General features: G+C 53.9%; 22 protein-coding genes. 16 read left to right on the forward strand and 6 right to left on the reverse strand.

Annotated features, from left to right (window positions below; all coding sequences use genetic code 11):
- Positions 1–136: 136 nt before the first annotated feature.
- Together ACJA3S_RS19260 and ACJA3S_RS19265 are read left to right on the forward strand one after the other, a co-directional pair.
- Positions 137–268 carry a hypothetical protein gene (locus ACJA3S_RS19260; protein ID WP_256665967.1) on the forward strand — a complete coding sequence of 44 codons (132 nt, stop codon included), beginning with the start codon at positions 137–139 and terminating at the stop codon, positions 266–268.
- 516 nt (positions 269–784) lie between these two features.
- Positions 785–2,035 carry a ribonucleotide-diphosphate reductase subunit beta gene (locus ACJA3S_RS19265; protein WP_170031641.1) on the forward strand — a complete coding sequence of 417 codons (1,251 nt, stop codon included), beginning with the start codon at positions 785–787 and terminating at the stop codon, positions 2,033–2,035.
- A gap of 142 nt (positions 2,036–2,177) precedes the next feature.
- Here ACJA3S_RS19265 and ACJA3S_RS19270 read toward each other — a convergent pair whose 3' ends face one another.
- Positions 2,178–2,456 (reverse strand): helix-turn-helix domain-containing protein, encoded by a 279-nt coding sequence (locus tag ACJA3S_RS19270; RefSeq protein WP_406819627.1) that lies wholly within the window; start codon positions 2,454–2,456, stop codon positions 2,178–2,180.
- Between the two features lie 143 nt (positions 2,457–2,599).
- Between ACJA3S_RS19270 and ACJA3S_RS19275 the strand changes: the two genes are divergently transcribed.
- The 4 genes from ACJA3S_RS19275 (at position 2,600) to ACJA3S_RS19290 (ending at position 7,271) form a co-directional block, all read left to right on the forward strand.
- Positions 2,600–3,082: a hypothetical protein gene (locus ACJA3S_RS19275; protein WP_406819628.1), complete on the forward strand. Its 483-nt coding sequence runs from the start codon at positions 2,600–2,602 to the stop codon at positions 3,080–3,082.
- Between the two features lie 685 nt (positions 3,083–3,767).
- The gene (locus ACJA3S_RS19280) at positions 3,768–5,021 is read left to right on the forward strand and encodes a nucleotidyltransferase (RefSeq protein ID WP_406819629.1); all 1,254 of its coding nucleotides are present in this window, start codon (positions 3,768–3,770) and stop codon (positions 5,019–5,021) included.
- Positions 5,005–6,792, forward strand: coding sequence for a ThiF family adenylyltransferase (locus ACJA3S_RS19285; protein ID WP_406819630.1), 1,788 nt, complete (start codon positions 5,005–5,007; stop codon positions 6,790–6,792). Before ACJA3S_RS19280 ends, ACJA3S_RS19285 begins: the two co-directional genes overlap by 17 nt.
- Entirely contained in the window at positions 6,789–7,271 is a 483-nt protein-coding gene (locus tag ACJA3S_RS19290; protein WP_406819631.1) for a Mov34/MPN/PAD-1 family protein, read from the forward strand. Before ACJA3S_RS19285 ends, ACJA3S_RS19290 begins: the two co-directional genes overlap by 4 nt.
- On the opposite strand, the gene ACJA3S_RS19295 is transcribed toward ACJA3S_RS19290, so the two are convergent.
- The 3 genes from ACJA3S_RS19295 to ACJA3S_RS19305 form a co-directional block, all read right to left on the reverse strand.
- Positions 7,272–7,823 (reverse strand): exonuclease domain-containing protein, encoded by a 552-nt coding sequence (locus ACJA3S_RS19295; RefSeq protein WP_406819632.1) that lies wholly within the window; start codon positions 7,821–7,823, stop codon positions 7,272–7,274.
- A gap of 106 nt (positions 7,824–7,929) precedes the next feature.
- Positions 7,930–8,133 carry an AbrB/MazE/SpoVT family DNA-binding domain-containing protein gene (locus ACJA3S_RS19300; protein ID WP_286110975.1) on the reverse strand — a complete coding sequence of 68 codons (204 nt, stop codon included), beginning with the start codon at positions 8,131–8,133 and terminating at the stop codon, positions 7,930–7,932.
- A 152-nt stretch (positions 8,134–8,285) separates the two neighbouring features.
- Positions 8,286–8,645: a histone-like nucleoid-structuring protein, MvaT/MvaU family gene (locus ACJA3S_RS19305; RefSeq protein ID WP_406819633.1), complete on the reverse strand. Its 360-nt coding sequence runs from the start codon at positions 8,643–8,645 to the stop codon at positions 8,286–8,288.
- A gap of 287 nt (positions 8,646–8,932) precedes the next feature.
- Here ACJA3S_RS19305 and ACJA3S_RS19310 point away from each other — a divergent pair, with 287 nt between their 5' ends.
- The 3 genes from ACJA3S_RS19310 (at position 8,933) to ACJA3S_RS19320 (ending at position 11,786) form a co-directional block, all read left to right on the forward strand.
- Complete coding sequence (locus ACJA3S_RS19310) at positions 8,933–10,039, forward strand: SAVED domain-containing protein (RefSeq protein ID WP_406819634.1); 1,107 nt, start codon at positions 8,933–8,935, stop codon at positions 10,037–10,039.
- Between the two features lie 408 nt (positions 10,040–10,447).
- Positions 10,448–10,996 carry an OsmC family protein gene (locus ACJA3S_RS19315; RefSeq protein ID WP_406819635.1) on the forward strand — a complete coding sequence of 183 codons (549 nt, stop codon included), beginning with the start codon at positions 10,448–10,450 and terminating at the stop codon, positions 10,994–10,996.
- A 457-nt stretch (positions 10,997–11,453) separates the two neighbouring features.
- Positions 11,454–11,786: a carboxymuconolactone decarboxylase family protein gene (locus tag ACJA3S_RS19320; RefSeq protein ID WP_406819636.1), complete on the forward strand. Its 333-nt coding sequence runs from the start codon at positions 11,454–11,456 to the stop codon at positions 11,784–11,786.
- A 160-nt stretch (positions 11,787–11,946) separates the two neighbouring features.
- On the opposite strand, the gene ACJA3S_RS19325 is transcribed toward ACJA3S_RS19320, so the two are convergent.
- A complete protein-coding gene (locus ACJA3S_RS19325; protein ID WP_406819637.1) occupies positions 11,947–13,137 on the reverse strand; it encodes a mandelate racemase/muconate lactonizing enzyme family protein in 1,191 nt (396 codons plus the stop codon).
- A gap of 299 nt (positions 13,138–13,436) precedes the next feature.
- A complete protein-coding gene (locus tag ACJA3S_RS19330; protein WP_406819638.1) occupies positions 13,437–13,607 on the reverse strand; it encodes a hypothetical protein in 171 nt (56 codons plus the stop codon).
- On the opposite strand from ACJA3S_RS19330, the gene ACJA3S_RS19335 reads away from it, so the two are divergent.
- The 7 genes from ACJA3S_RS19335 to ACJA3S_RS19365 all read left to right on the forward strand — a co-directional run bounded on the left by ACJA3S_RS19335 (position 13,606) and on the right by ACJA3S_RS19365 (position 23,011).
- Positions 13,606–14,337, forward strand: a complete 732-nt coding sequence (locus ACJA3S_RS19335) for a gluconate 2-dehydrogenase subunit 3 family protein (protein ID WP_406819639.1) — start codon at positions 13,606–13,608, stop codon at positions 14,335–14,337. The two genes, ACJA3S_RS19330 and ACJA3S_RS19335, sit on opposite strands and share 2 nt — an antisense overlap.
- Before the next feature lie 3 nt (positions 14,338–14,340).
- Positions 14,341–16,113 (forward strand): GMC family oxidoreductase, encoded by a 1,773-nt coding sequence (locus ACJA3S_RS19340; protein ID WP_406819640.1) that lies wholly within the window; start codon positions 14,341–14,343, stop codon positions 16,111–16,113.
- An 11-nt stretch (positions 16,114–16,124) separates the two neighbouring features.
- Positions 16,125–17,477 (forward strand): c-type cytochrome, encoded by a 1,353-nt coding sequence (locus ACJA3S_RS19345; RefSeq protein ID WP_406819641.1) that lies wholly within the window; start codon positions 16,125–16,127, stop codon positions 17,475–17,477.
- 274 nt (positions 17,478–17,751) lie between these two features.
- Positions 17,752–19,002: a MalY/PatB family protein gene (locus ACJA3S_RS19350; RefSeq protein ID WP_406819642.1), complete on the forward strand. Its 1,251-nt coding sequence runs from the start codon at positions 17,752–17,754 to the stop codon at positions 19,000–19,002.
- Positions 19,003–19,078: 76 nt separating this feature from the next.
- Positions 19,079–19,876 (forward strand): AraC family transcriptional regulator, encoded by a 798-nt coding sequence (locus ACJA3S_RS19355; RefSeq protein ID WP_406819643.1) that lies wholly within the window; start codon positions 19,079–19,081, stop codon positions 19,874–19,876.
- A 110-nt stretch (positions 19,877–19,986) separates the two neighbouring features.
- Positions 19,987–21,183 (forward strand): MFS transporter, encoded by a 1,197-nt coding sequence (locus ACJA3S_RS19360; RefSeq protein ID WP_406819644.1) that lies wholly within the window; start codon positions 19,987–19,989, stop codon positions 21,181–21,183.
- Positions 21,184–21,712: 529 nt separating this feature from the next.
- A complete protein-coding gene (locus tag ACJA3S_RS19365; RefSeq protein WP_406819645.1) occupies positions 21,713–23,011 on the forward strand; it encodes an aromatic amino acid transport family protein in 1,299 nt (432 codons plus the stop codon).
- Positions 23,012–23,015: the final 4 nt, after the last annotated feature.

Genomic DNA, 23,015 nt, shown 5'->3' on the forward strand with positions numbered 1-23,015 from the left:
GCCTGAGTGCCGCACGGGGTGCCTACCGGTGCCCCGTGCGGCATTTTTGTATCCGCGTCCCGAAGAAACCTTGCCCTTTGCCCTGCGTTCGCGCGGTTCGGTAAAAGAACAGGACCACTCAAAAAGGACGTAACCCATGGCGCGGAAAAAAGTGGCAACTCGCAAGATCGGCCGCAATGCCGAAACCGGCCGCTTCACTTCGGTGGAACAGGCCCGCAAGCATCCCAAGACGCACATTGTCGAAACGTTGCATAACCCTCGCAGTTAACACCGCCAATGGAGCGACCTTGTGTCGCGATGGGGTGCGAGGCGTCCGGGGATGGCAGTTCCGCCAGACGAATCTTCGGGGCCGCCTTGCGGCCTTGTCGCGACACAAGGCCGCTCCTACAAAGATCGCGCCAACCCCACATCCTGTGCCAGAAAAATAAATAGGCACAACATATAGTGCCCTCCACATTTTGCCGCTACACTTCCTCCCGTACCCAATGACACCCGCCTGGTGAACGGATGCACGCCACACCGGTCGAAAAAGTTACCCTCGCCCGCCAGACACGCGTCCCGATCGAAGGCGAATTCCGGTATACTGCGGCCCCTCTGAAAAGGGCACCTATCAATTGTCCCTGGCCCCTCCGAGAGGCCTGGCCAGGTACAAGCCAGAACATACCCGATGTAACGAGAGTCAGCCTCTCGAGCTGTCCATTCGCCGTAACGGCCTTGCGTCAGGCATCACATTCTTAACATCCAACCGGTTGCCCCAGGGCGACCCTCAAGCAGGAGCCAAACCATGCTGAGCTGGGACGAATTCGACAAGGAAGACGGCGAAGTCGCCGCCAAAGGCAATACCCCTGCGCAGGCCGCTGCCGCTGCCACCCTCGACAAGCTCGACAGCGCCGGTGGTGCCGCTGCCCTGGAAGCCCGTGCCGCCAGTGCCGACGACTCCGACGCGGTCAAGCGCGCCAAGGCTGCCCTGAACGACCTCGACATCGCCGAAGGCCTGGCCGAGCTGGAAGGCTCCAGCGCCCGCGTTCGCGTTGACGAAAAGCGCATGATCAACTGCCGCGCCGACCTCAACCAGCTGGTCCCGTTCAAGTACGACTGGGCCTGGCAGAAGTACCTCGACGGCTGTGCCAACCACTGGATGCCGCAAGAGGTCAACATGACCGCCGACATCGCCCTGTGGAAGAGCATGGACGGCCTGACCGAAGACGAGCGCCGCATCGTCATGCGCAACCTCGGCTTCTTCTCCACCGCCGACTCGCTGGTCGCCAACAACCTGGCCCTGGCCGTGTACCGCCTGATCACCAACCCGGAGTGCCGCCAGTACATCCTGCGCCAGGCCTTCGAAGAGGCGATCCACACCCACGCCTACCAGTACTGCATCGAGTCGCTGGGCATGGATGAAGGCGAGATCTTCAACATGTACCACGAGATCCCGTCGGTGGCGAAGAAAGCCGCCTGGGGCCTGAAGTACACCCGCGCCATCTCCGACCCGGAATTCAACACCGGCACCGTCGAAACCGACAAGGAGCTGCTGCGCAACCTGATCGCCTACTACTGCGTGCTGGAAGGCATCTTCTTCTACTGCGGCTTCACCCAGATCCTGTCCATGGGCCGCCGCAACAAGATGACCGGCGTTGCCGAGCAGTTCCAGTACATCCTGCGTGACGAGTCGATGCACCTGAACTTCGGTATCGACGTGATCAACCAGATCAAGATCGAGAACCCGCACCTGTGGGACGCGGCGATGAAGGAAGAAGCGACCCAGATGATCCTGCAAGGGACCCAGCTGGAGATCGAATACGCCCGTGACACCATGCCACGCGGCGTGCTGGGCATGAACGCGGCGATGATGGAGGACTACCTCAAGTTCATCGCCAACCGCCGCCTGACCCAGATTGGCCTGAAGGAAGAGTACCCGGGGACCACCAACCCGTTCCCGTGGATGAGCGAGATCATGGACTTGAAGAAAGAGAAGAACTTCTTCGAGACCCGTGTGATTGAGTATCAGACTGGCGGGGCGTTGAGCTGGGACTGATAGTCCGGGCCTTCACTTTTCACGATGACTGAGACTTTTTTCAGCAATCTCAGACTGAACGCACCAAATAAGCGCATGAAATGAAAAAAGCCACCTGAGCCGCAATGGCCAAGGTGGCTTTTTCTTATATGCCGAAGAACGGCTAAACCCCTACCCGCTTCAGCGCTCTGATTTCATCCCGGATTTTAGCCAGAACCAAGTCCACATCCCCCTCCTGACCGACCTGCATCAAGACAATCAAGGTCGCAGGATTCACGCCTAGTCGCTCAGCAAATTCTTCCATTTTTTCGATCGTTGGGCTGCGAATGCCGCGCTCAACCGTGGAAACGAAAGATTGACTCGCCCCCAGCTGCTCTTGTGCGATCTTCTTTCGTACCCGCACCTCCTTAAGCGCGGAGCCAAAAGCCAACTTGCGTTCCATCGGGTTACCCACAAAAGGAACGATGAAGCCCTGATGCGGACTCAAACACTATGCTGTATACAGCATATATGAGAAAATTCTATGTACTCTCAATTAGTCAGTACGCCCCCGCTCCGTATCCGTTTTGATCGAGGTTTCAAGCCGTGTTTGTTTCAGATCCCCAGGAAGAAGTCATCACTCATATAGGCAAGGTCGACCCCAGCCATAAGAGTTGGCCTAGAGTCGACACCAGCGAGACCTTCTTCCAGGTTCACACTAAGCAGCAAGGAGATCCCAAGCTCACCTTCGGCGTAATATTGCTGGCGACACCGCGAGCACTCATAGACTATCTCGAATGCTGTCAACGGGATGAGCAAATACGTATTGTACAAATTATTATTTCAACCCCTCCTCACGCTAACCGGTCCAGGGCTTGGCGCACCGAAACACTGATCAAACTTGAGGTAGGCTTCGATGACAATGAAGTGCCAAACTCGATCGTCTACCGCACGATTGACGAAACCTACTATGAGGATCGAGTGCATGGAAAGCGTAAAGACCAAGGTCAGCAAATCTTAAAAACAGTATACAAAGCGCGCTCAAAGCGCCCTGCCCACAGGAAAAGTGAACAAGCAGTAGTCATCTAGCCAGTGACGACTGCGGAAACCCCGGAAACGTGCAACGCTTGAAATTATTTGCAGCACTCACGCTCTTTCCGTTCGCACACGATCCATGCCCTTTCCATTCAGCCGTTGAGTTTTTTCAACATGAGAAAACTTCGACGACAGTACACATGCAACCCGAGTGCCACATATTAAGTCGCACTCACCCCATACAAATAAAATTACAAGTTACGACTCGAAAACACTTTGCTTTGCTTCAAAACATATACCAGATGAAACGATTCACCAAAACTTATCCTCTTTGACTTCCAAATGAATCCATGATCAAATCTCACCTAGACAGAGTATCCAGACCCTCTCTAGTGTGTAGCGGTGAGGATTTAATATTCAGCCAAGCGATGTCAAAAAATCGCCGCCAATACGACAGCGGACACCACAGGAGCACTAGCTTTAGCCTGTGGCAACTTTAGCCAAGCAACTTTCGCGGGCACCTCAGGGATTTCGCTCTGCGGTCGCACAAATGATTTACAAGCGCACAACTTACAACTGGTAAACGTTAATACCTTCATTGCCGGCACATCTAACGAGATTGGTTCTGGCAACGCCGGAGCATCAGGAAGCATATGCGTTGTATGCGCGAAAGAATGGAGCTAGTGCAGCCATTCAGATGCATTATGACCTTGGGCCACACTTCTGACGAGACTCGACCATGATTACGCAAGATGAATCGACCAGGCGCAGTAGCTGGGAGCGCCTGCTGCTACGCGCTGCAAGCAGCATCTCTTTGACTGCGAGTCAATACGAGGTGATCGAGGATAGGTATTCACAGCTGCAGAAAATTCTCTCGGCCTCTACAAATCCTTTGCTCGCTGGGGCACATATCTTCCCCCAGGGCTCAATGCGCCTCAGGACTACGATCAATCCAGTCAAAGATGCTCCCAAAGATCTCGGCACTATCGATGCTGATGCAATCGTCTGGCTTCCAAATGCCGGTGGTGCAGATGCGGACACAGTTCTAGCAGCTATAGAGCAGCGTTTCCGCGAGGGTAGCCGAGTGCAATCCGAGATAGTCCAGTTGCGCCGGGGTATTCGTATCGAATACGCTGACGAGAATCCAGGATTTCACATTGATGTCACCCCTGCGCGCGCGGTGCAAGGTAACGACGAGAGTGACGGTCAAGGAAAACTTGAGGTACCTGACCGTGTCACCGGCTGGAAGGCCAGCAGCCCAATCCCCTACGCGGATTGGCTACATAGCGCTTCAGAACAAAAGATCTCTCTGGCGTTATTCAAGAGCTTTGTAGCCAATGAGAGTCGGGCGATGGACTCTGCCACCCAAGAGCCCCTTCCCTCGTATCAGGAATACGACAAGCTCGATCCTTTGCGAGCCACTATCAAGCTGCTTAAACGGCACCGTGATGAATGGGCAATCGAAACGCGAAATGAGGACTACCGACCTATCTCTGCGGTGATCACCACCTTGGCAACTCATGCCTATCTCAAGGTGGTAAAGGAGTCACATCACACTCCGCTGACTCCGATCGATGCGATCCTCAAGATAGTGGAAAAAATACCGGAGGAGATCAGAGTCTTTGCAGGACAGTACTATGTACTGAATCCACGGGACCCCGGTGAGAATTTCGCAGAGAAATGGAATAGGCCTGAGGAAGGACGCAAATATTGCCAAGCCTTCGACAATTGGCATGCGAGTGCATTGGTTGCCTTTATGCTTGGCCTGCAGCCCCACGACAGCGCTGATTCATTCGCCAACGTCATGAAGCGAAGCTTTGGGATCGGCCAAAGTGTGATTACGGAAGTCAATAACGAAATACCTGGGCATTGGACGATGGCTGGTCGAAAAGTTGGCACCACCAAAAATATTCTAGCCGCCACTGCAATCTTTGGCAGCTCAAGCCACGCCACTCCACAAACGAATGTGAAGCCAGTTGAACGCCTCGGTTAAGCCCAATCTGTCCCCGGCCGTGGAGCGTGGCATCGCCGCGCTTCGCGCATTTGTAGGCGAGGAAGTTGCGACTTCGATTCTTAGAACCACCGATCGAAAACAAGGCGAAGCTGCCTGCTTTCTGTTGCCTCTCCCCCCCGACTACACCGGCATTGAAAGGCAGTTGCGCATCGCTTTTCCAAACCAGTTTCCATTAGTCTCGCTGAGGATCCAAGTCGAGCCGTCCCCCTGGCTCGCATGGCCGCATGCCACGAAATCAGGGCTCTGTCTGCACGGTTTCCGAGAGCGGCCAATTACAGGAGATCCAGAAACAGTGGTACAGGACTGCCTCGTCCGGCTTGGGGCAATTCTTGAGTTTGTTCGAACAGATGCAGATCCCGCATTGCGTGATGCCGAGTTCCAAAACGAATTTACCTCGTATTGGAACATGCAGCTTGATGTTTCTCCTCAAGATGTCTTGCTGTTGGAGAGGCCTAAGGCGGCATCAGTACTGTTTGCAACTAGCGACCCCCGTCCAGCCCGACGCACCCGTACCGCCTGGCTTGCACCAGATGTGCAATTACTCAGAACGCATAGCAAACGGACGCTTGAGTTAAGCGCGAAAATCCAAGCGCCGGCGGTCGCGGGCTTCTATCTGAAGTTGCTGACCTATCCCGATATCCGATTCCCAGAACCTGATCGCTTACTGGAATGGTTGACACCGCACCTTAGCCCAGACGATAGCAAGAAATTCCTGGCCTGGTTCTCCGGTAAGGGCTCACTGGCTAATCGGTGGCTTGTAATTGAACTGCCAGGCCCCTCGGGTGCGCCCCTGTACTGCCTAGATGTCCGCTCTTACAGCAAACAGCCAGACCATGGCCGCTGGTATGGTTTCCGCTCAGCTCGGCGATGGTCAGGGAAGAACCAGCCATCCCACTCGCCTGTTCTGGTGAGAGGGGCCTTCCTCAATGTGTTGGATCGGAACGAGATCCTTTCCCGTGACCTCAGCGGTACTGCGAAGAGCTTGGAAAAGTCCAAGGTCGTGATGGTCGGCGTCGGCTCTCTAGGGAGTACTGTTGCTTTACAACTCGCCCGCTCGGGGGTAGGAGAGCTCGTACTCATTGACCCTGACATCCTAGAGTCGGCGAATCTAGGGCGCCACGTACTGGGCACAGACGATCTCGCTCAGTCAAAAGCGGCTGCTCTCGCCCAGAAAATTACGCATGATCTACCTACCGTTAAGGTCACGGCCTTCATGGATTTCGCTGAACTCATGCTGCTCAGGATGCCGGAGATTTTCGAAAACGCAGACATGGTAATCGTCACCACCGCAGACTGGTCATCGGAAGTAGCACTCTGGTTCCGCAAGGCGCAAGCTGCAGGCTGGAGTCTCCTGCAAGCGTGGAGCGAGCCCCACTCATTTGTTGGTCATGCGCTCTTGGCACCCAAAGGTGAGCATGATGGACGGTCCTTGTTCGATGACGCTGGGAATTTCAACTTCAAGTACACCGAGTGGCCGAACGGTGGCGGAGTGGTTTCACTGCCGGCGTGTGGCCAAACCTTCATCCCTGGAAACGCTTCAGGTATGGCCAACGTGGCATCTCTGGTTACGCAGGTAGCATTGAGGGCGCTGACTGGGCAGATCGACATGCCTGTGTGGACCACAAGTATTTATCGGCCTCAAGACATTCCTGAGCATGGGGGCACTTACAGTGGGCCAACCTTGGCTGATGGCGTCCAACACATCGTGCTAGAACGCGAATGGCCAAATGCGGAGAGTGGTAAGGAGTGAGTGCGATAGCGTGGACATGGCAATGGCCTGGCATTGATGTTCGCTTGCGTGTTTCGCATGCTGTTGCCGATGTACTCGATCAGTACAGGCAACGGACGTGGAGGACCGAACAAGGTGGCCAACTGTTTATCGACCTAGCCAACCCCGAGGGTTTGACGATGAGCCTCGCCACACCGCCACATGCAACAGACCGCGCGGGATGGACCTGGCTGGAACTCGACGCTAACCGTTGCCGGAAAGAAATTGAATTGGCCAACTCACAAGGGCTCCGGCTTGTGGGGTATTGGCATACTCACCCACAAACCGTCCCGGCTATTTCACCGACGGACATAGCAAGCTTCTCTCGATTCGCAGCACGCTACGCGCAGGAACTACCCCACCCGATCGCAGTGATTGTGGGCCTGTCCCCCAACCCCGACGGCATCAAGGCGTGGTTATTCCGTGATGGAAAGTGCGTGGAAGCCGCCCTAGCTAACTGATCAGACCAGCGTAGCCCTGCGCTGCAGCATCAGTTGGAAAAGCTCTGCCTGGTAGCGTGCATCATCTAGCGCGTTATGTGTGGCAGATGTCTGCGGTAGTAAATTTGCACTCATGTGTGATGACTTGGTCTGCTTCCAATCGAGATTGAAAGCCCCCATGTAATACGCCTTGATATCAAGCGCCGCAAACCCGAAGGGGTTCTCACCCACATACTTATGAAAGTAATAATTGACAAACGACCAATCAAAGGGAGCATTCAGACCGACAAATACCGCTCTTTGGTCGGGCGAGCTGACATCGGCCAACCATTCTGCAAGCGCCTGCATCGCCTTCGCAGGGGCAGTTCCTGTAACTGCCAACTCCTTCAGATCGAATCCCGTTACAGCCAACGCTTCAGGATCATGTCTTGGGCTTTCTGGCTTTAGCTCCAGGTAGATAGCCTGATCTGGCTGCCCGACAACACACGCCCCAAGGGAAAGCATGCTGTACTCTCCAGGGATTGGTCCTGAAGCCTCGATATCTACAGAAATATAAAGTTCTTCACTACTCATTCCCCTACCCCCTGGATAGAAATCTAACGATCTGTGCGGCCCAGTTCACTATCCTACTAGAAAAAATGGCTAGCATTCGAGCGTTCAGAAATATGGCAATATTTATTTAAGCGCCAAACAGCTCGTCCACCCGATCAGGAATTTTTGGCGTCTTCGACAGGACCAAACAGCGACTGGTGCCGACGAATTCTTCAATCAGATAGAGGGAGTCCCCAACGTCAACGCCAAGCTCTTGCAAGGCTTGATCAGGTATACGGACTGCTCCGTCTCCATCCCAGTCTTCAATGGTTACTCTGAATCGGGTATTCATCGTCACTCCAAACCCCGCCACGCCTTAGAAATCCTACAACACCTGTCCTGCTCAGCGCCTGACTCTACCAACGCATCAGCACTCAAACCTCGAAGTGTACAGGGGCCGCTGCCCATCCGGCCCCTCTGCTGAAAACAGCATCAGTGGGGGACTCAGGAAAGCCAGGAGTCTACCGTGCCGGCGCCGTACTGAGCTTTCCATTCTTTCAATGTACGGTGGTTCCCGCCCTTGGTTTCAACCACTTCTCCCGTATGGGGGTTTTTGAAGACCTTCACCTGGCGAGGTTTCCGAGCATTTTTGGCCGGCAAGACGGCTACTTCTGCGCGAGCGCTCGGGTCCAAAATCTGAATCACGTCGCGCAAGCTATAACCGTACTCTCCCAACAAAGTACGCAGCTTTCCTTCGAACTCAATCTCTTGTTTCAACGCGTTGTCATTTTTCAAGCTTTCCAGCTCGGCCAGCTGTGCCGCAAGCTTCTGCTCAAGAGCGCGAAATTCAGCGAGTTTAGACATGGGAAAAACCTTTAGTGAGTAAGTGAAAACATTCAATCATTAGCTTGCTTAGCATGTCAAGCCGACGCAGTCCCCATTTACGACCGACGGAAACAAGCCGTGTCCAAGGCTTGCAAAACATCGTAACTATGAGGACAGTTTGATATTATGCGCTGCCAGCGCTTACAGATTTTCCGAGCCGTTGGGATGTTAAATTTTTATTGGCTCACTGTATTTACTCTCGATCAACTAATCACCTGTAGTCAGTCGTGCGACTGCAGTATCCCATCAGACGTAAGGATGTACTTATGCTTAAGGAAGAATTGCTGAACTGGGGAAGAAAGCTAGTCGACTGGTTTGTCCGCCCCAAAAATCTAGGCGTAACACTGATCCGCAACGGCGCCGTGGTGATAGGGCTCTCGCTAGCCGGCGGAATAGCCGGACAGATTGCGTATAAAAGCGACTCTACCCAGCTACAAGCCAGCTTAGACACGTCAGGAGGACCTGCTACCTGGATCAGCCTGACTGCCTTTGGCATTGGCGTACTGATGATTTTGGCAGGGATTTTCCTCAACCTGCAGGACCGTAAGCAGTTAGCTCGACAACGCGTCATCATCCTCGAGCAGAAAGGACTCTTCAAAATTGATAGCCCTTTGGACTCCGCAGTAAGGGACACCATCGGAGGCAACGTCGACACCATCCTTGTCGACATTCGCGAAGGAATTACCGAGGGTCGCATTACCAACCCAGAGGCCGCCCTGAAAAAGGTGATAGACGGCAGAGGCGATCTGGTCCGACGCCTTGATGGGCAGAACCAAAACGATATTGAGATCGTCTATGGCGGACTCATGGCCGTCCCATTCACGTTTTTGACGGGCTGCCTGATTGATGACGGGGGAGGCAAAATTAGGGTTTTCGATTGGGACCGTCTGGGAGCCGGACAATGGCGCTTGATTCAGAACGGTGTGGACGACAATCAGCGACTTCAAACCGTATCTACAATCGCCGGCAAGGTAGAAGAAGTTGTCCTGGCGCTTTCGATTTCCTATCCAGTGGACGAGGCCGGCATCGCAACCACCTTTCCAGGGTTGCCCGTTTTGCACATGAAAATGAACGATCTTTCGTCCAACGCCCACTGGTCCCTTGAAAAGCAAGGCGCTTTGGCAGAACAGTTCCTGCAAGTCCTCAAGGAACTGTCAGCTAAAGGGGCTAAGACAATTCATCTCATCATCGCCGCGCCAAACAGCGTGGTATTCAATCTTGGGCGTATCTATGATCGCCGGCTGCTACCTTCGGCAATTGTTTATCAATACGAACGGTCATCCAGTCCGGCCTATCCCTGGGGTGTTGCCCTTCCCTCCCACGCCCAAGTCGAGCCCTCAATATTTCGACATGAGGCGACACAAGCTTCTTAAATTACACGAGTGAGTTCCCAAGAGTATGTTGGCCGACTGGCAAGCTAATTTGCGCTCACGCATTCGGCCAACCATACAGCAATGCCATCCGCAGGGAGAGCCTTCCTACAATTGAGCATCCTCAAGCCAAATCTCTATCTAGGCTCGCTTGCTACCAATGCGTGTCAGTGTGCCTCGATCGGGATGAGCACGAGCATGAACCCGTGCCCATAGGACGATTTCAGCCGGCGTAATCAGTAAGCCCATAGCGGCGTCTGAGATGCGCACATGCACTTCGAATGCAAAGATTTTCTGTCGCGCACAGAAAGTTATGCTGATTTGTCGGAGACTCACGCTCGCTTCAACATGCTTCACCGGTGCTTGCTACGCGATGTGCAGTCACCTGAAGGTCCCTCAATGGAGCGTGCAATGAATACCCAACTGAACGGCATTGATGTCAGTGCCCTGAAGCATTTTTCTGAGTCGGTTGCCAACAACCCGGCAACTGGCCAGGTTCACTTCAATGTGAAAACCCAATGGCAGGGGCAGACCCGGACCGTAGGTCAGGTCAATCACTTTACCTTGGGCGACGAGACCCATCAGCGAAAATTCGAGATCGTTGCAGACGAACCGCCTCAACTGCTTGGAGCCGACACAGCGCCGAATCCGCAGGAGCTTCTCATGGCAGCGCTCAATGCATGTCTGAGCGTAGGGTACGTAGCGAATGCCGCAGCAATGGGAATCACTGTCCACAGCCTGGAAATCGAAACCGACGGCAAGCTTGATCTTCGTGGGTTCCTCGGGCTGGACGAGAGCATCAACGCCGGTTATGACAATGTTCGATACGTGGTCCGTATCAGCACCGACGCTACCCATGAACGCGTGATGCAACTGCATCAGGCTGTGACAAAAACTTCTCCTAACCTAGCCAATTTTTCCAAAGCTATTCGAATGAACTCGACTTTGGAAATTGTCTGATACGACTCTCAGTTCCGAAGAGTCTGAATTCAAGCGCCATGAGCATTCATGGCGCTTCGGCCTGCCTGGTATATCAACGTATACCTGCGCAAACGCATCCCAGCAGCGACGGCCACAATGAACGCATCGCGATGATGCCCTTGACACTCACCTGCTGATTGGGCCAGTACAAACCAGAATGCGCACGCAAATGGCGTCAAGCGTGAAATGTCTGTTAATCGACATCTTTTGACCCATAGTCTAGAGACGCCCCCTCCAAAACGTAATTTAATTAGCTCAGCGACGCACTAGTATATTTGATTACACGCTCATCGAGCGCTATTCAACCTTGCGACTCCATGATGGAGTAGCTATACAAAAGCATCGCTTCAATTAAAAAGTACTGCATATCGATCTCATTGCAATCACACACCGGTGACTTTACGCCGGTAACTTCTCAAAGAAGGAGAGTTGTATCATGCTGGACTGGAATGAATATTCGAAGAGCGTTCGCGCTCGTGCTGGTGAGTTCGGCGCCCTTGCACCTGAGGCCATGAGTGGATTCCGTGCACTTGGCAGTGCTCCTCAGAAGCACCTGTCTCCTAAAATGCACGAACTGATTGCCCTGAGCGTCGCAGTAACCACTCGTTGCGATGGTTGCATCGGCTCTCATGTTCAAGCTGCTCTGAAACATGGTGCTACCCGCGAAGAAATCGCAGAAGCATTGAGCACCGCGATCGCCTTGAACGCTGGCGCAGCGTTTGTTTACACCGCTCGCGTCCTTGACGCAGTTGACGCATTCGACAAGTAATTTTTTCGCTGCGAAAGACCTTGGTCTACGATCAAGGTTTTTTTATGCCCGATAAATGCATATGCAAATTACACAATGGTGAATAAAAACCAGGCACTTCGGCCTGGATTTTATTCACCACCACCAGCTGTGACAAGCTTAGCCCGACAGCTGTATTAATTCATTTCAAACTGACCGATGCCTTCTGCATACGCGCCTCAGCATCTTTATTAAGGGTCATACCAAAGCCCGGAGCTGTAGGAATCGAGAACTTGCCTTTAACCGGCTGCAGATCCTCCTCGAAAAGATTTCGGTTACATGCCTTTAGGTTATAGGTATGGTGCTCGTGAATCACAAAATTGGGGATTGCAGCTTCGAACTGAAGAGCAATCGCCGTGGCCAGCGGTGAAGCGCAGATGTGCGCTTGAACGCCCACATCATAGGCATGTGCCAGGTGCGCAATCTTGATACCTTCAGAGATGCCCCCAACGAGCCCGATATCAGGCTGGATCATGTCAATTGCACCGGCTTGTAGGTAGGGCAGATACCCCCACCGAGTGTATAGCCGCTCTCCAGTCGCCATGGGAATTGGTGATCGTTGCGACACCTTGATGTGAGCTTCAGGACTGTTGTAATGGGTCGCTTCTTCGATGAAGAGAATGTCCAAGTCCTCGAAAAGGTTCGCCAGCTGCAGGGCGCCTGGTGCAGAAGTAATGCCATTCAGCTCGAGTATGATATCGGCATCGGCGCCAATCCCCTCACGAATAGCCTCCATACGCGCTCGCGCAAGCTTGCGCTCCGCTGGCGTGAAAATGCCATGGTTGATTGAACGCTGTCCGCCCGGAGCTACATAGACCGGACAGACCTTCACGCAGTCATAACCTTGCTCTCGAGCCATTTGCGCGGTTTCGAGATAGAGCTCAGGAGCATCGTGCATGGCGTGAACCGGCCCCCATCCGAAATGCATCTGGCTGGCGTAGCAGCGCAGTGGTTGCTCAGGCGTCTTAGCGCCCAGGAGCCGGTGAACGGGTAGCCCTGCCGCTTTACCCTTGATGTCCCACAAAGCAGCATCGAGGGCACTCATCGCACCAAATACAACCGGTCCCCCACCGAGCGCCCAGAACGAGCGCCTCAGCATCTGCTCCCAAATGGTTTCAGTATCGTGAGGATCGTTTCCAAGGAGAAAGCGTTCCGCCAGCACTCGAATCATCGGAGCAACCGCTTCCGAACCCGCCCCATAAGCCAGGCCCGCTTCACCCATACCCGTGATGCCTTCGTCGGTATAGACCCGAACTAGGATCGGCCGCCAAACCTGGATGCCATCCTGCCCCGAGAGATCCGCTTCCAAGGTTTCTACTTTAGTTATTTTCATTACGGTGACTCCTTGCTGAGATAAACGGAGCCCTTTTCGAATCGGGCCTCTTTCGATGCTATCGCACGGAAGTCCTGACTGAATTTCGACTACTTGCCATTCTGCATCGAACAGCAGCCATCCCCTTCTCACTGCATGCCAACGCTGCTGAAAGTGATTAAACCTTCTGAAGTGCACAAACTAAAACTTATAAGGAGGCCCCTTTAAGGCGGTCTGCCATGAAGAAATAGCCCTTATTGAATGCCCGCCATCCACTGATAACTCGGGTGATAAGCGTCTGACAAAGAAGAAAATCTTTGTCATAGGGAAATAATATCTTCGTGTCCCCAAATTTTATCTTTACGCACAATGTGCAAGCCTTGAAGGGTCACCACTGCCATGTGCTGAATGCTGCTGAATGCTGCTGAATGCTGCTGAACCTTGCCCCTGCGCCATTTCAAAATAACCAGAAAACTCAGGTAACCGTGCATGACTGAGAACGCCTCCCGTCGACGCTTTTTACAAGCCGGACTAACATTGATCCCAGTTGTGGGACTTGCAAGCCAAGGTTTGAGCGTTGAAGCCGCGACACCCACGTCCTCCAACAATAATGATCATCTAGCTCCTGCCCGTTCAGGCAAGACCTATCAACCCCGCTTTTTCTCTTCAGACGAATGGGCATTCCTTTGTGCTGCAACGGAGCAACTGATCCCAGCTGACGACCTGGGACCCGGGGCCAACGATTGCGGCATTCCCGAGTTCATCGATCGACAGATGGATACCCGCTATGGCCATGGAGGCCTGTGGTACATGCAAGGCCCTTTCATCACCGATCAAGCTCCAGAACTGGGCTACCAGCAGAAACACACGCCGCGGGATATCTATCGCTTCGGGATCAAAGGTTGTGATGCCTGGTGCAAGAAAACCTACAGTCGGACCTTCTCTCAGCTGTCAGCATCCGAACAGGTCGCGGTACTTCGTAAGCTGGAGGCCGGTGAAGTGCCCATCGCGGAACTGAAGTCCCCGCTTTTCTTTGCTTATTTGCTGAAAAACAGCAAGGAAGGCTACTTCGCTGACCCGATCTACGGGGGCAACCGCCATATGACCGGCTGGAAGATGATCGGCTTCCCCGGCGCTCGTGCCGACTACATGGATTGGATCGATCACCCCAATCAGCGTTACCCGCTGGGCCCAGTATCTATTAACGGCGAGCGAGGCTAACCCATGTCCGTCACACATAAACCTGTAGATGTAGTAATTGTCGGCTTCGGTTGGACAGGCGCGATCATGGCCAAAGAGCTGGCGGATGAAGGCCTAGAGATCCTCGCTCTGGAACGTGGTGAGATGCAGGACACGCCCACAACCGGCAATTACCCGAACGCTATTGACGAGTTGGCTTACAGCGTTCGCGGAAAGCTGTTCCAGGACCTGTCTCAAGAAACCTTCACCATCCGCCATAGCGTCAGTGGTGTAGCAGTGCCATATCGCCAACACGGCGCTGTCTTGTTAGGTACAGGCGTCGGTGGAGCTGGCTTCCACTGGAACGGATTATCGTATCGGGCCCAGGTCGCTGATCTTAAAATGCGTAGCCACTATGAGGAACGGTATGGCAAGCGCTTCATCCCTGAGGGGATGACCATTCAGGACCACGGGGTAAGCTACGAAGAGCTGGAACCGCACTTTACCCGCTGGGAAGAGGTTGCAGCTGTGTCGGGCAAGGCCGGCAACATCAAAGGCATACGTCAACAAGGGGGAAACCCATACGAGCCGCCTCGCTCCAAGGAATACCCGCTGCCACCGCTCAAAGACGTGTATGGCGCTACGCTGTTCAACAAGGCGGCCCAATCCTTGGGCTATCAACCGTTCCCCGTTCCCGCAGCCAATGCCTCACAACCGTACACCAACCCTTATGGCGTGCGGCTCGGCCCATGCAACTTTTGCGGATTCTGTGAGGGATACGCCTGTTACATGTATTCCAAGGCATCCCCGCAAACTTCCATCCTTCCGGCGCTGAAGCAACAGCGGAATTTCACACTGAAGACTCGCGCTCAAGTCCTGAAGGTAAACCTTGACTCGTCTGGGAAGCTGGCGACTGGGGTTACCTATGTTGACGCGCAAGGGCAGGAAATCGTGCAGCCGGCGCGCATGGTCATTCTCTGCGCGTTCCAGCTACACAACGTGCGCCTCCTGCTGCTTTCAGGCATAGGAAAACCATATGACCCTGTCAGCGGTGAAGGAGTAGTAGGCAAAAACTACGCCTACCAACTCAACAGCGGCGTAAACGTAGTCCTGCCGAAAGGTACACAGCTCAACCCATTCGTAGGTGCAGGCGCGTCAGGCAGCGGGATCGAAGACTTCAATGGCGATAACTTCGATCACGGCCCTCTCGGTTTCATCGGCGGCGCGGCTGTGCGCCATGTGCGGACCGGCGGTCGCCCTATCCAACAGTCCCCAACAGAAAAAGGCAGTCCTCAATGGGGACAAGGTTGGAAGGCTGCAGTCCAGGATGGCTACCAGCGCATCATGGGTATCGGTGCTCAAGGCTCCGTAATGTCGTACCGCGACAGCTACTTGAGCCTTGATCCGACCTACAAAGATGCGAACGGCCAACCCTTACTTCGTGTGACCTTTGACTGGCACGCCAATGAGTTCGCCATGATGAAGCACGTCATTGGAAAAGTTGAAGAAATCGGAAAGGCGATGGGAGGCAAAGTCGAGGTCAACCTACGGCAAGCTGGGACACACTTCGATACCCGCGCCTACCAGAGCACTCACACCACTGGTGGCGCAATCATGGGGGAAAACCCGAAGACCAGCGTGGTGAACCGTTACCTTCAATCGTGGGACGTTCATAACGTATTCGTCACCGGTGCGAGCGCTTTCCCGCAAAACATCGGCTACAACCCGACAGGCTTGGTTGCGGGACTGACCTATTGGTCGGTGGCAAACATTCGTAGCCAGTATCTGAAGAACCCCGGCCCGATGGTTCAGGCATGAGGAGCGCGCTGATGAAAACGTCCGTTATCGCTCTGCTTACCCTGACCGTCGCCGCCCCTGCCCTCTTTGCTGCGGAGACGCCTGAAGCCTCACTGGTCAAGAAAGGTGAATATGTTGCCCGGGCAGGTGACTGCGTGGCGTGCCACACCGCGAAGCATGGCCAATCCTTCGCTGGAGGGCTGCCGATGGAAACACCAATCGGCATCATCTACACAACCAACATCACACCCGATCCTGATACCGGTATTGGCCGGTACAGCTTTGAACAATTTGATCAAGCTGTGCGCCATGGCATCGCGGCGAATGGCGACTCGTTGTATCCCGCAATGCCCTATCCATCGTATGCGCGGATCACCGACGAGGACATGCAAGCGCTATATGCGTATTTCATGAAAGGCGTACCTGCCGTCCAGCAACCGAACCATCCAAGCGATATTCCCTGGCCGCTGTCCATGCGTTGGCCATTAGCAGCTTGGCGTTGGATGTTCGCCCCAGCCGTTGTTCCGACAACTGCGAAGGTATCCACGGACCCAGTGACAGCACGCGGCGCTTATCTTGTTGAGGGGCTTGGCCACTGTGGCACTTGCCACACGCCCCGGGCCATTACCATGCAAGAAAAGGCGCTAGATGATGACGAAAGCCTGCATTACCTTGCAGGCGGAGCACCGCTCGAAGGATGGGTGGCGAAAAATCTCCGCGGCGACAACGATGATGGCCTGGGACGCTGGAGTGAAGCGGATCTAGTGCAGTTTTTCCGCACTGGCCGGAACGACTTCAGCGCAGCATTTGGAGGTATGAGCGAGGTAGTCGAGCACAGTCTGCAGCATCTTTCAGACGATGACCTGACAGCCATCGCCCGTTACTTGAAGCAACTGCCTCCGAGCCGTCCCTCCGGCGCCTCAGCTGAACAAGCCAAGCAGGTTGTATCCGAACCGACCAGCAACACGCTTCACAATTTACAGGTCGCCGACAACCTTGGCGCTCGGGTGTATGCCGATAACTGCATGGCCTGTCATCGCAGCGATGGTAAAGGCTATGCGCAAACATTCCCGGCGCTGGGTCAAAATGGCGTGGTTAACACTCAAGATGCGACGTCGACTGTTCGCATCATCCTCGGCGGATACACGCTACCAGGCACTCAGACAGCCCCAACCTCCTACACCATGCCTGGCTTTGGCTGGCGCCTGAACGACGAGGAAGTTGCAGCTGTGGCTACCTTCATTCAAAAAGGTTGGGGAAACCACGGCATAGCGGTGAAGCCCGGGGATGTAGCGAAAGTTCGCCAAAGCCTCCCAGCAGACATGCTAGAGACTGCTGACTTCGATCGACATGAGGGCGCCGTCTTGTCACGCGGCGTGCAGTGACTCATGACACAGAGCAGCACCAACAAGCTGACCGCTGCTCTACATGCTTTGGCTTTTGATCGAAAGCCAGACGCTAGTAAAACCGTTTAAATGAAGACGCAGCACTTGGCATCACTGCCTGGTGCTGTGCGCTTTTAGACCTCACTGCGCCTCACAGGGTCTGCATCTCTTCGGACCATGCTGCCAGCAGCGAGGATCGAGGCTCACGACTTCAGACACCTTTTTTGACGTCGTGATTCTTTGTATCGGGCTTTCTCAGAACGGATGATGCAAGATGATCGAGTTAACTGCAGCCGCCACCAGCGGTACCGGTGCTTCCCTGCGCGGCCCAGCAGAGGGCCAATCCCGCTTCGACACTGTCATTGACAGAACTCAGTCCCACTCGATGAAGTGGAATCATGATCGTTTTCTCAGCGAAGATTTCCATGCCGCAGCGCCATTGCCCATGTGGGTGGCAGATATGGATTTCAAAGCTCCTCAACCTGTTATCGATGCGCTCACTGAGGCCGTGAACTTCGGTGTATTCGGCTACACCGGCGGGCCGAGCAAGAGCTACCTCCAAGCTGTCGCCGAGTGGCAGGGAAAGCGCTTTGACTGGAATGTATCCACTCAATGGCTCATGCAAACCGCAGGCGTCATCACCGCACTCAAGACAGCGATTCAAGCATTCACGGCGCCAGGCGACTCGGTTCTGATTCAGACGCCTGTTTATGCCCATTTCCACGACGATGTCACTGTCAATGGCCGGCATCTGGCGTATGCACCACTGCAACGTGATGGCGAACGCTACGTGTTCGACGCTGGCAAATTTGAGCAGGCCATCCGGCCGAATACCCGCTTATTCATCCTGAGCAATCCTCACAACCCAACTGGAAACGTGTGGTCCGCCGATGAGCTCCGGACGATGGGTGAGATCTGCGCACGCCACAATGTGCTCGTGGTATCGGATGAAATTCACCAGGACATCATCCTCACGACAGAAAAAAAGCATGTGCCGTTCGCTTCACTGGGTGGGAAATTCGCAGACAACTGCATCGTGTGCACTGCTCCCAGCAAAACCTTCAACCTGCCCGGGTTGCAGATTGCCAACGTCATTATTCCCAATGCCTTCCTACGGGAGCGAATGGCTAGCCAGTACGACCGTAACGTATACAAGACCGTCAATTCGCTAGGCATGATTGCGACAGAAGCAGCATACCGCCACGGCGAACCTTGGCTGGAAGAGCTGCTGCAGTATATCCGAGGTAATCACAGCTACTTTGCCGCCGAGATTCATGCTGCAACCACAAAAATTAAGGTCCTGCCCACAGATGCGCTTTACCTAGCGTGGATGGACTGCACAGCGCTGGGCATGTCACCTGAAGAGCTCAACCGGTTCATGCTGCTTGAGGCTCAGGTATGGCTAGACCGCGGAGACAAATTCGGGCTCGAGGGATACGGCTTCATGCGCGCTAACCTGGGCTGCAGCCGCAGTACAGTGAGCGAGGCTGTTCGACGTATCAGTCTTGCCGTTCAAAAGCTCTGACGATGGACCGGGGGTATGATGACAACTGGCGTTGTCTTCATTACCAGTCGACATCCCGAATTGCCCGAGAACAACAATGAAATGGGATCTTATTGAAGCACCACATGGGTTGACACCCCCTGCTCCATTAAAAGTACGGGCGCAGTCCATCCCAGCGCGGCACAGCTTCCCTGAGCATGCGCATGATTGGCATCAGATGGTCTATGCCATTTCAGGTGTTCTGACCGTCAATACATCGGCTGGATCATTCGTCATCTCTCCCGAACAAGCAGCGTGGCTGCCGACAGGACTGAACCATGTAGTTGGGTCGATGTTCGGCGCTGAGTTCCGCAGCTTGTGGATCAGCGACAGCATCCCATCTGGCTTGCCTGATTCCCATCCGACCCTCTTTGGTGTCTCACCTTTGCTTAAGGCACTGATCATCGAGGCTGCGCGAATTGAGGAGGAAGAAAGGGACGAAGCATATGCTGGTCGAATCACTCAACTGATTCTTGATCAACTCCAACGAGCCACGCCCGTTTCCACCGCCCTGCCCTGGCCGCGCACGGGAGCATTGGTCAACTTGTGCGAGGCACTGTATGCCGACCCGTCGGATCCGACTGAGATGGATACATGGGCCAAAAAGCTAGGCATGTCGGAACGCACCTTGGCGCGTCGCTTCGTTAGCGAAACAGGCATGAGTCTGCGGACCTGGCGTAGAAGGTTGCGCCTGTTTAGGTCAATCGAGCTCTTAGGCGGGGGCCTCGATGTGACTCGTACTGCACTGGAATTAGGATACGGCTCAACGTCAGCTTTCATCTACGCCTTTCGGCAAGAGCTTGGACGTAGTCCGCAAGCCTACATGCGAGGGGATAGCCACCATGTCACTCACTAACCTCCGCAACTTTTTCTTCGCGTAATCGAAACGTTTTCTGCTTTGCGACAAGCAATTTCCTGAGCGAAAAATGGCCATCGTACGCTCCAGACGTCCGTAGGAACTCGACAATGTCCGTATCACGCGTCAACCCCAACGTGGTGCGCCTCGCGATTGCCCAAGCACTCGCAGGCGCCAACTCCACAGTCGTGTACGCCACCGGCGCCATCATCGGCCACATGCTGGCACCTAAGGCTTCACTCGCCACCCTTCCAGTCTCGGTGTTTGTCATTGGCATGGCGCTTGCCACATTGCCAATGGGCTACATCGGTCGCCGTTTCGGGCGCCGAACTGCATTCTTGACGGGTAACACTTGCGGAGTGATTGTCGGGCTCTTGGCCGCCTATGCGCTAAAGCTGCAATCCTTCACTCTGTTCTGCATCGCAATGTTGTTCGGTGGCGCCTACGCCGCCGTGGTTCTGACGTTCCGCTTTGCTGCGGCTGAGTGCGTGGATCCTGCTCAAAAACCTCGAGCGCTGTCGACAGTACTCGCCGGCGGGGTAGCCGCTGGGATCTTGGGTCCGCAGTTGGTGAGCTCGACCATGGATATGTCGGCCCACACCTACACCGTGACGTACCTTGCCTCTGCCGCCCTGGCAGTGGTTTCAGGCATTATTCTGATGGGCGTCAAGTTCTCTAACCGCAAGCCTAGCGCTCAACCGTCGGTTCACCGCCCAATCGGTGCAGTAGTCATGCAGCCCAAGTTCCTGATTGCCATGCTGTGTGGCGTCGTCAGCTACATGACCATGAACTTCATGATGACCACTGCACCTCTTGCTATGGACTTGTGTGGCATCGAGCGCGTGCACTCAAATTTCGGGATTGAGATGCATGTCGTGGCGATGTATGCCCCAAGTTTCTTCACAGGACGTTTGATTAGCCGCTTCGGAGCTCCAATCATTATTCAATGCGGACTAGTACTGACAGGGCTTGCCGCAGTAGTAGGCATGACGGGGATGAGCATCAGCCACTTTTGGCTGGCCTTGGTTTTGCTTGGCGTTGGATGGAACTTTGGTTTTCTTGGTGCCTCCGCGCTGGTTCTCAGTTGCCACGCCCCTGAAGATGGCCCGCGGATCCAGTCAATCAACGATTTCGTCGTGTTTGGGAGCATGGTTGTCGGCTCATTCATCTCAGGCGGACTGCTCGCTGCTTATGGCTGGACGACTGTGTCGGGCCTGCTGTTCCCGCCCGTAGTCATCGCCATTGTCGGGTTGTTGTGGCTGCAACGCCAACAACGCCAAATGAGTGCGATACAAGTCTCTTCCTAACGTAGAGCAGTGGCCGTCACGACGCCCCATCGGGCGGCCACGTCTTAACCCTGAAGGTCCAGGTAGAGAAGGATCGGCGTTTTTCCAGGACGATATTTATCCCACCGCACTGCTGCCTGGTTGGCTATTTCAAGACCATTCTTTCGATGGAGGTCTGCCAATGATGATTACAGCAGAGGTTTTCACACCCTCATCACTTGCATCTCATCCCCTCGATTTTAGAGCTGGAAGCCTACTGACAATCATTAGAAAAATGTCAGGTGCTCTACACATAATGGCCTTTCGTCGTAAGCCAGCCGATGTGAAACACGCTTTAATTATTGAACTACATCAATTCAGATGTACCGCGACGGACACCCCGCCTTGATCAATATTTATCGCCGGGCTTCTGAATCGCTTATCCACACCTGCTGACAGCCCGATTCACGGGCAATAAGCGCCTGCCTGAGGTAATTAAATAAACAATCTTAAGGGCAACCTTTGCAGCTCCTAACAAAAACAAAAGCTGGCGAAATTAGCGGAGTACACAATGATAGGCACTCAAGCGCTACCCAAGATCTCTACGTCCGTAGAAACAAATAAAATCCCTTTCACGCTATATGATGCCGGCTGGGTTGTGATGTGCATCGGGATGGCGATCGGCTCAGGCATTGTTTTCATGCCCCTACAAATGGGAGTGAAAGGGTTCTGGGCATCAGCAATATCGCTTCTGATCGCTTACCCTGCAGTCTATTACCTCACCAAGCTCTATATCGCTTCGCTTTCAAAATCTGAAAACTGCTGTGACTATGCTGGCATCATTAGTCAGTACCTAGGCAAGAACTGGGGCGCCTTCCTCAGCTGTTTCTACTTCTTTACCACGCTCAAGGGAATGTTGGGCTACTCGGCAACCATCACCCACGACACAGCTACCTATTTGCATCATTTTGGCGTCACATCCAGCATGCTGTCGGACTCCTGGTGGTATCCCTTGGCGTTACTGACTGCGCTCGTATTGATTGCTTCTCGTGGCGAGCGCCTGCTTTTCAAGGTGTCTGCGCCATTCATTGTCTTCAAACTGCTGGTGATCGTGGCCATCGGTGCATTGATGATCCCTCGTTGGGATATCAGCAATGTGAATTTCTCCGTGGATGGAGGCGCTTTCAGTCTGGTGCGTGACGTTATTGTGTCGCTCCCGTTCGCCTTGTTCTCCATTGTGTTCATTCAAGTACTGAACCCGATGAACGTGGCGTACAGAAAAATCGAGGCCGACCCGAGTGTTGCAACCTACCGCGCACTGCGTGCTAGTCGTGTTGCTTATCTGATTTTGCTCGTAGCCATTCTGTTCTTTGCTTTTTCCTTCATGTTCTCCATCACTCAGGAGCAGGCCAGGTCAGGTATTTCGCAAAATACTTCCGCACTCGCGTTGGTAGCTCAAGTCATCCCCGGGCATATTCTTCCATTCCTTTCGGTGATGCTGAGTATTTCCGCGATCATGACGTCTTTCTTCGGCATCTATCTTGGCTTCAACGATGCCCTATCGGGGATTATCATCAATATCGCGGATCGCTACATGAAACGTACTGACGCATTCAATGCCTTGGTGCCGTGGATGGTAAAGATCATCGCAGTAAGCGTGCTGTGGTGCTGGGTAATGTCCAACATCAACACCATGGCCTTCCTGCAGTGGACAGTGGGCACATTCGCACTGGTTTCGTGCCTGATTCCATGCTACTTGGTGTATCGTGTCCCGGCACTTAACAAATACAAGAGCTTGAGTGTCAGCTACGTGACATTCATGGGTGTGATTCTGTTCATCTCACCACTATTCAAACTCTTTGAGAACTAAAATT

The organism is Pseudomonas sp. KnCO4 (assembly GCF_045344305.1).
Taxonomy (GTDB): domain Bacteria; phylum Pseudomonadota; class Gammaproteobacteria; order Pseudomonadales; family Pseudomonadaceae; genus Aquipseudomonas; species Aquipseudomonas anuradhapurensis.

Bases quoted from the DNA above. Each gene is read 5' to 3' on its own strand.
- ACJA3S_RS19260 (WP_256665967.1), top strand. From the start codon at position 137: ATGGCGCGGAAAAAAGTGGCAACTCGCAAGATCGGCCGCAATGCCGAA.
- ACJA3S_RS19265 (WP_170031641.1), top strand. From the start codon at position 785: ATGCTGAGCTGGGACGAATTCGACAAGGAAGACGGCGAAGTCGCCGCC.
- ACJA3S_RS19270 (WP_406819627.1), bottom strand. From the start codon at position 2,456: ATGGAACGCAAGTTGGCTTTTGGCTCCGCGCTTAAGGAGGTGCGGGTA.
- ACJA3S_RS19280 (WP_406819629.1), top strand. From the start codon at position 3,768: ATGATTACGCAAGATGAATCGACCAGGCGCAGTAGCTGGGAGCGCCTG.
- ACJA3S_RS19295 (WP_406819632.1), bottom strand. From the start codon at position 7,823: ATGAGTAGTGAAGAACTTTATATTTCTGTAGATATCGAGGCTTCAGGA.
- ACJA3S_RS19300 (WP_286110975.1), bottom strand. From the start codon at position 8,133: ATGAATACCCGATTCAGAGTAACCATTGAAGACTGGGATGGAGACGGA.
- ACJA3S_RS19305 (WP_406819633.1), bottom strand. From the start codon at position 8,645: ATGTCTAAACTCGCTGAATTTCGCGCTCTTGAGCAGAAGCTTGCGGCA.
- ACJA3S_RS19310 (WP_406819634.1), top strand. From the start codon at position 8,933: ATGCTTAAGGAAGAATTGCTGAACTGGGGAAGAAAGCTAGTCGACTGG.
- ACJA3S_RS19315 (WP_406819635.1), top strand. From the start codon at position 10,448: ATGAATACCCAACTGAACGGCATTGATGTCAGTGCCCTGAAGCATTTT.
- ACJA3S_RS19320 (WP_406819636.1), top strand. From the start codon at position 11,454: ATGCTGGACTGGAATGAATATTCGAAGAGCGTTCGCGCTCGTGCTGGT.
- ACJA3S_RS19325 (WP_406819637.1), bottom strand. From the start codon at position 13,137: ATGAAAATAACTAAAGTAGAAACCTTGGAAGCGGATCTCTCGGGGCAG.
- ACJA3S_RS19335 (WP_406819639.1), top strand. From the start codon at position 13,606: ATGACTGAGAACGCCTCCCGTCGACGCTTTTTACAAGCCGGACTAACA.
- ACJA3S_RS19330 (WP_406819638.1), bottom strand. From the start codon at position 13,607: ATGCACGGTTACCTGAGTTTTCTGGTTATTTTGAAATGGCGCAGGGGC.
- ACJA3S_RS19340 (WP_406819640.1), top strand. From the start codon at position 14,341: ATGTCCGTCACACATAAACCTGTAGATGTAGTAATTGTCGGCTTCGGT.
- ACJA3S_RS19345 (WP_406819641.1), top strand. From the start codon at position 16,125: ATGAAAACGTCCGTTATCGCTCTGCTTACCCTGACCGTCGCCGCCCCT.
- ACJA3S_RS19350 (WP_406819642.1), top strand. From the start codon at position 17,752: ATGATCGAGTTAACTGCAGCCGCCACCAGCGGTACCGGTGCTTCCCTG.
- ACJA3S_RS19355 (WP_406819643.1), top strand. From the start codon at position 19,079: ATGAAATGGGATCTTATTGAAGCACCACATGGGTTGACACCCCCTGCT.
- ACJA3S_RS19360 (WP_406819644.1), top strand. From the start codon at position 19,987: ATGTCCGTATCACGCGTCAACCCCAACGTGGTGCGCCTCGCGATTGCC.
- ACJA3S_RS19365 (WP_406819645.1), top strand. From the start codon at position 21,713: ATGATAGGCACTCAAGCGCTACCCAAGATCTCTACGTCCGTAGAAACA.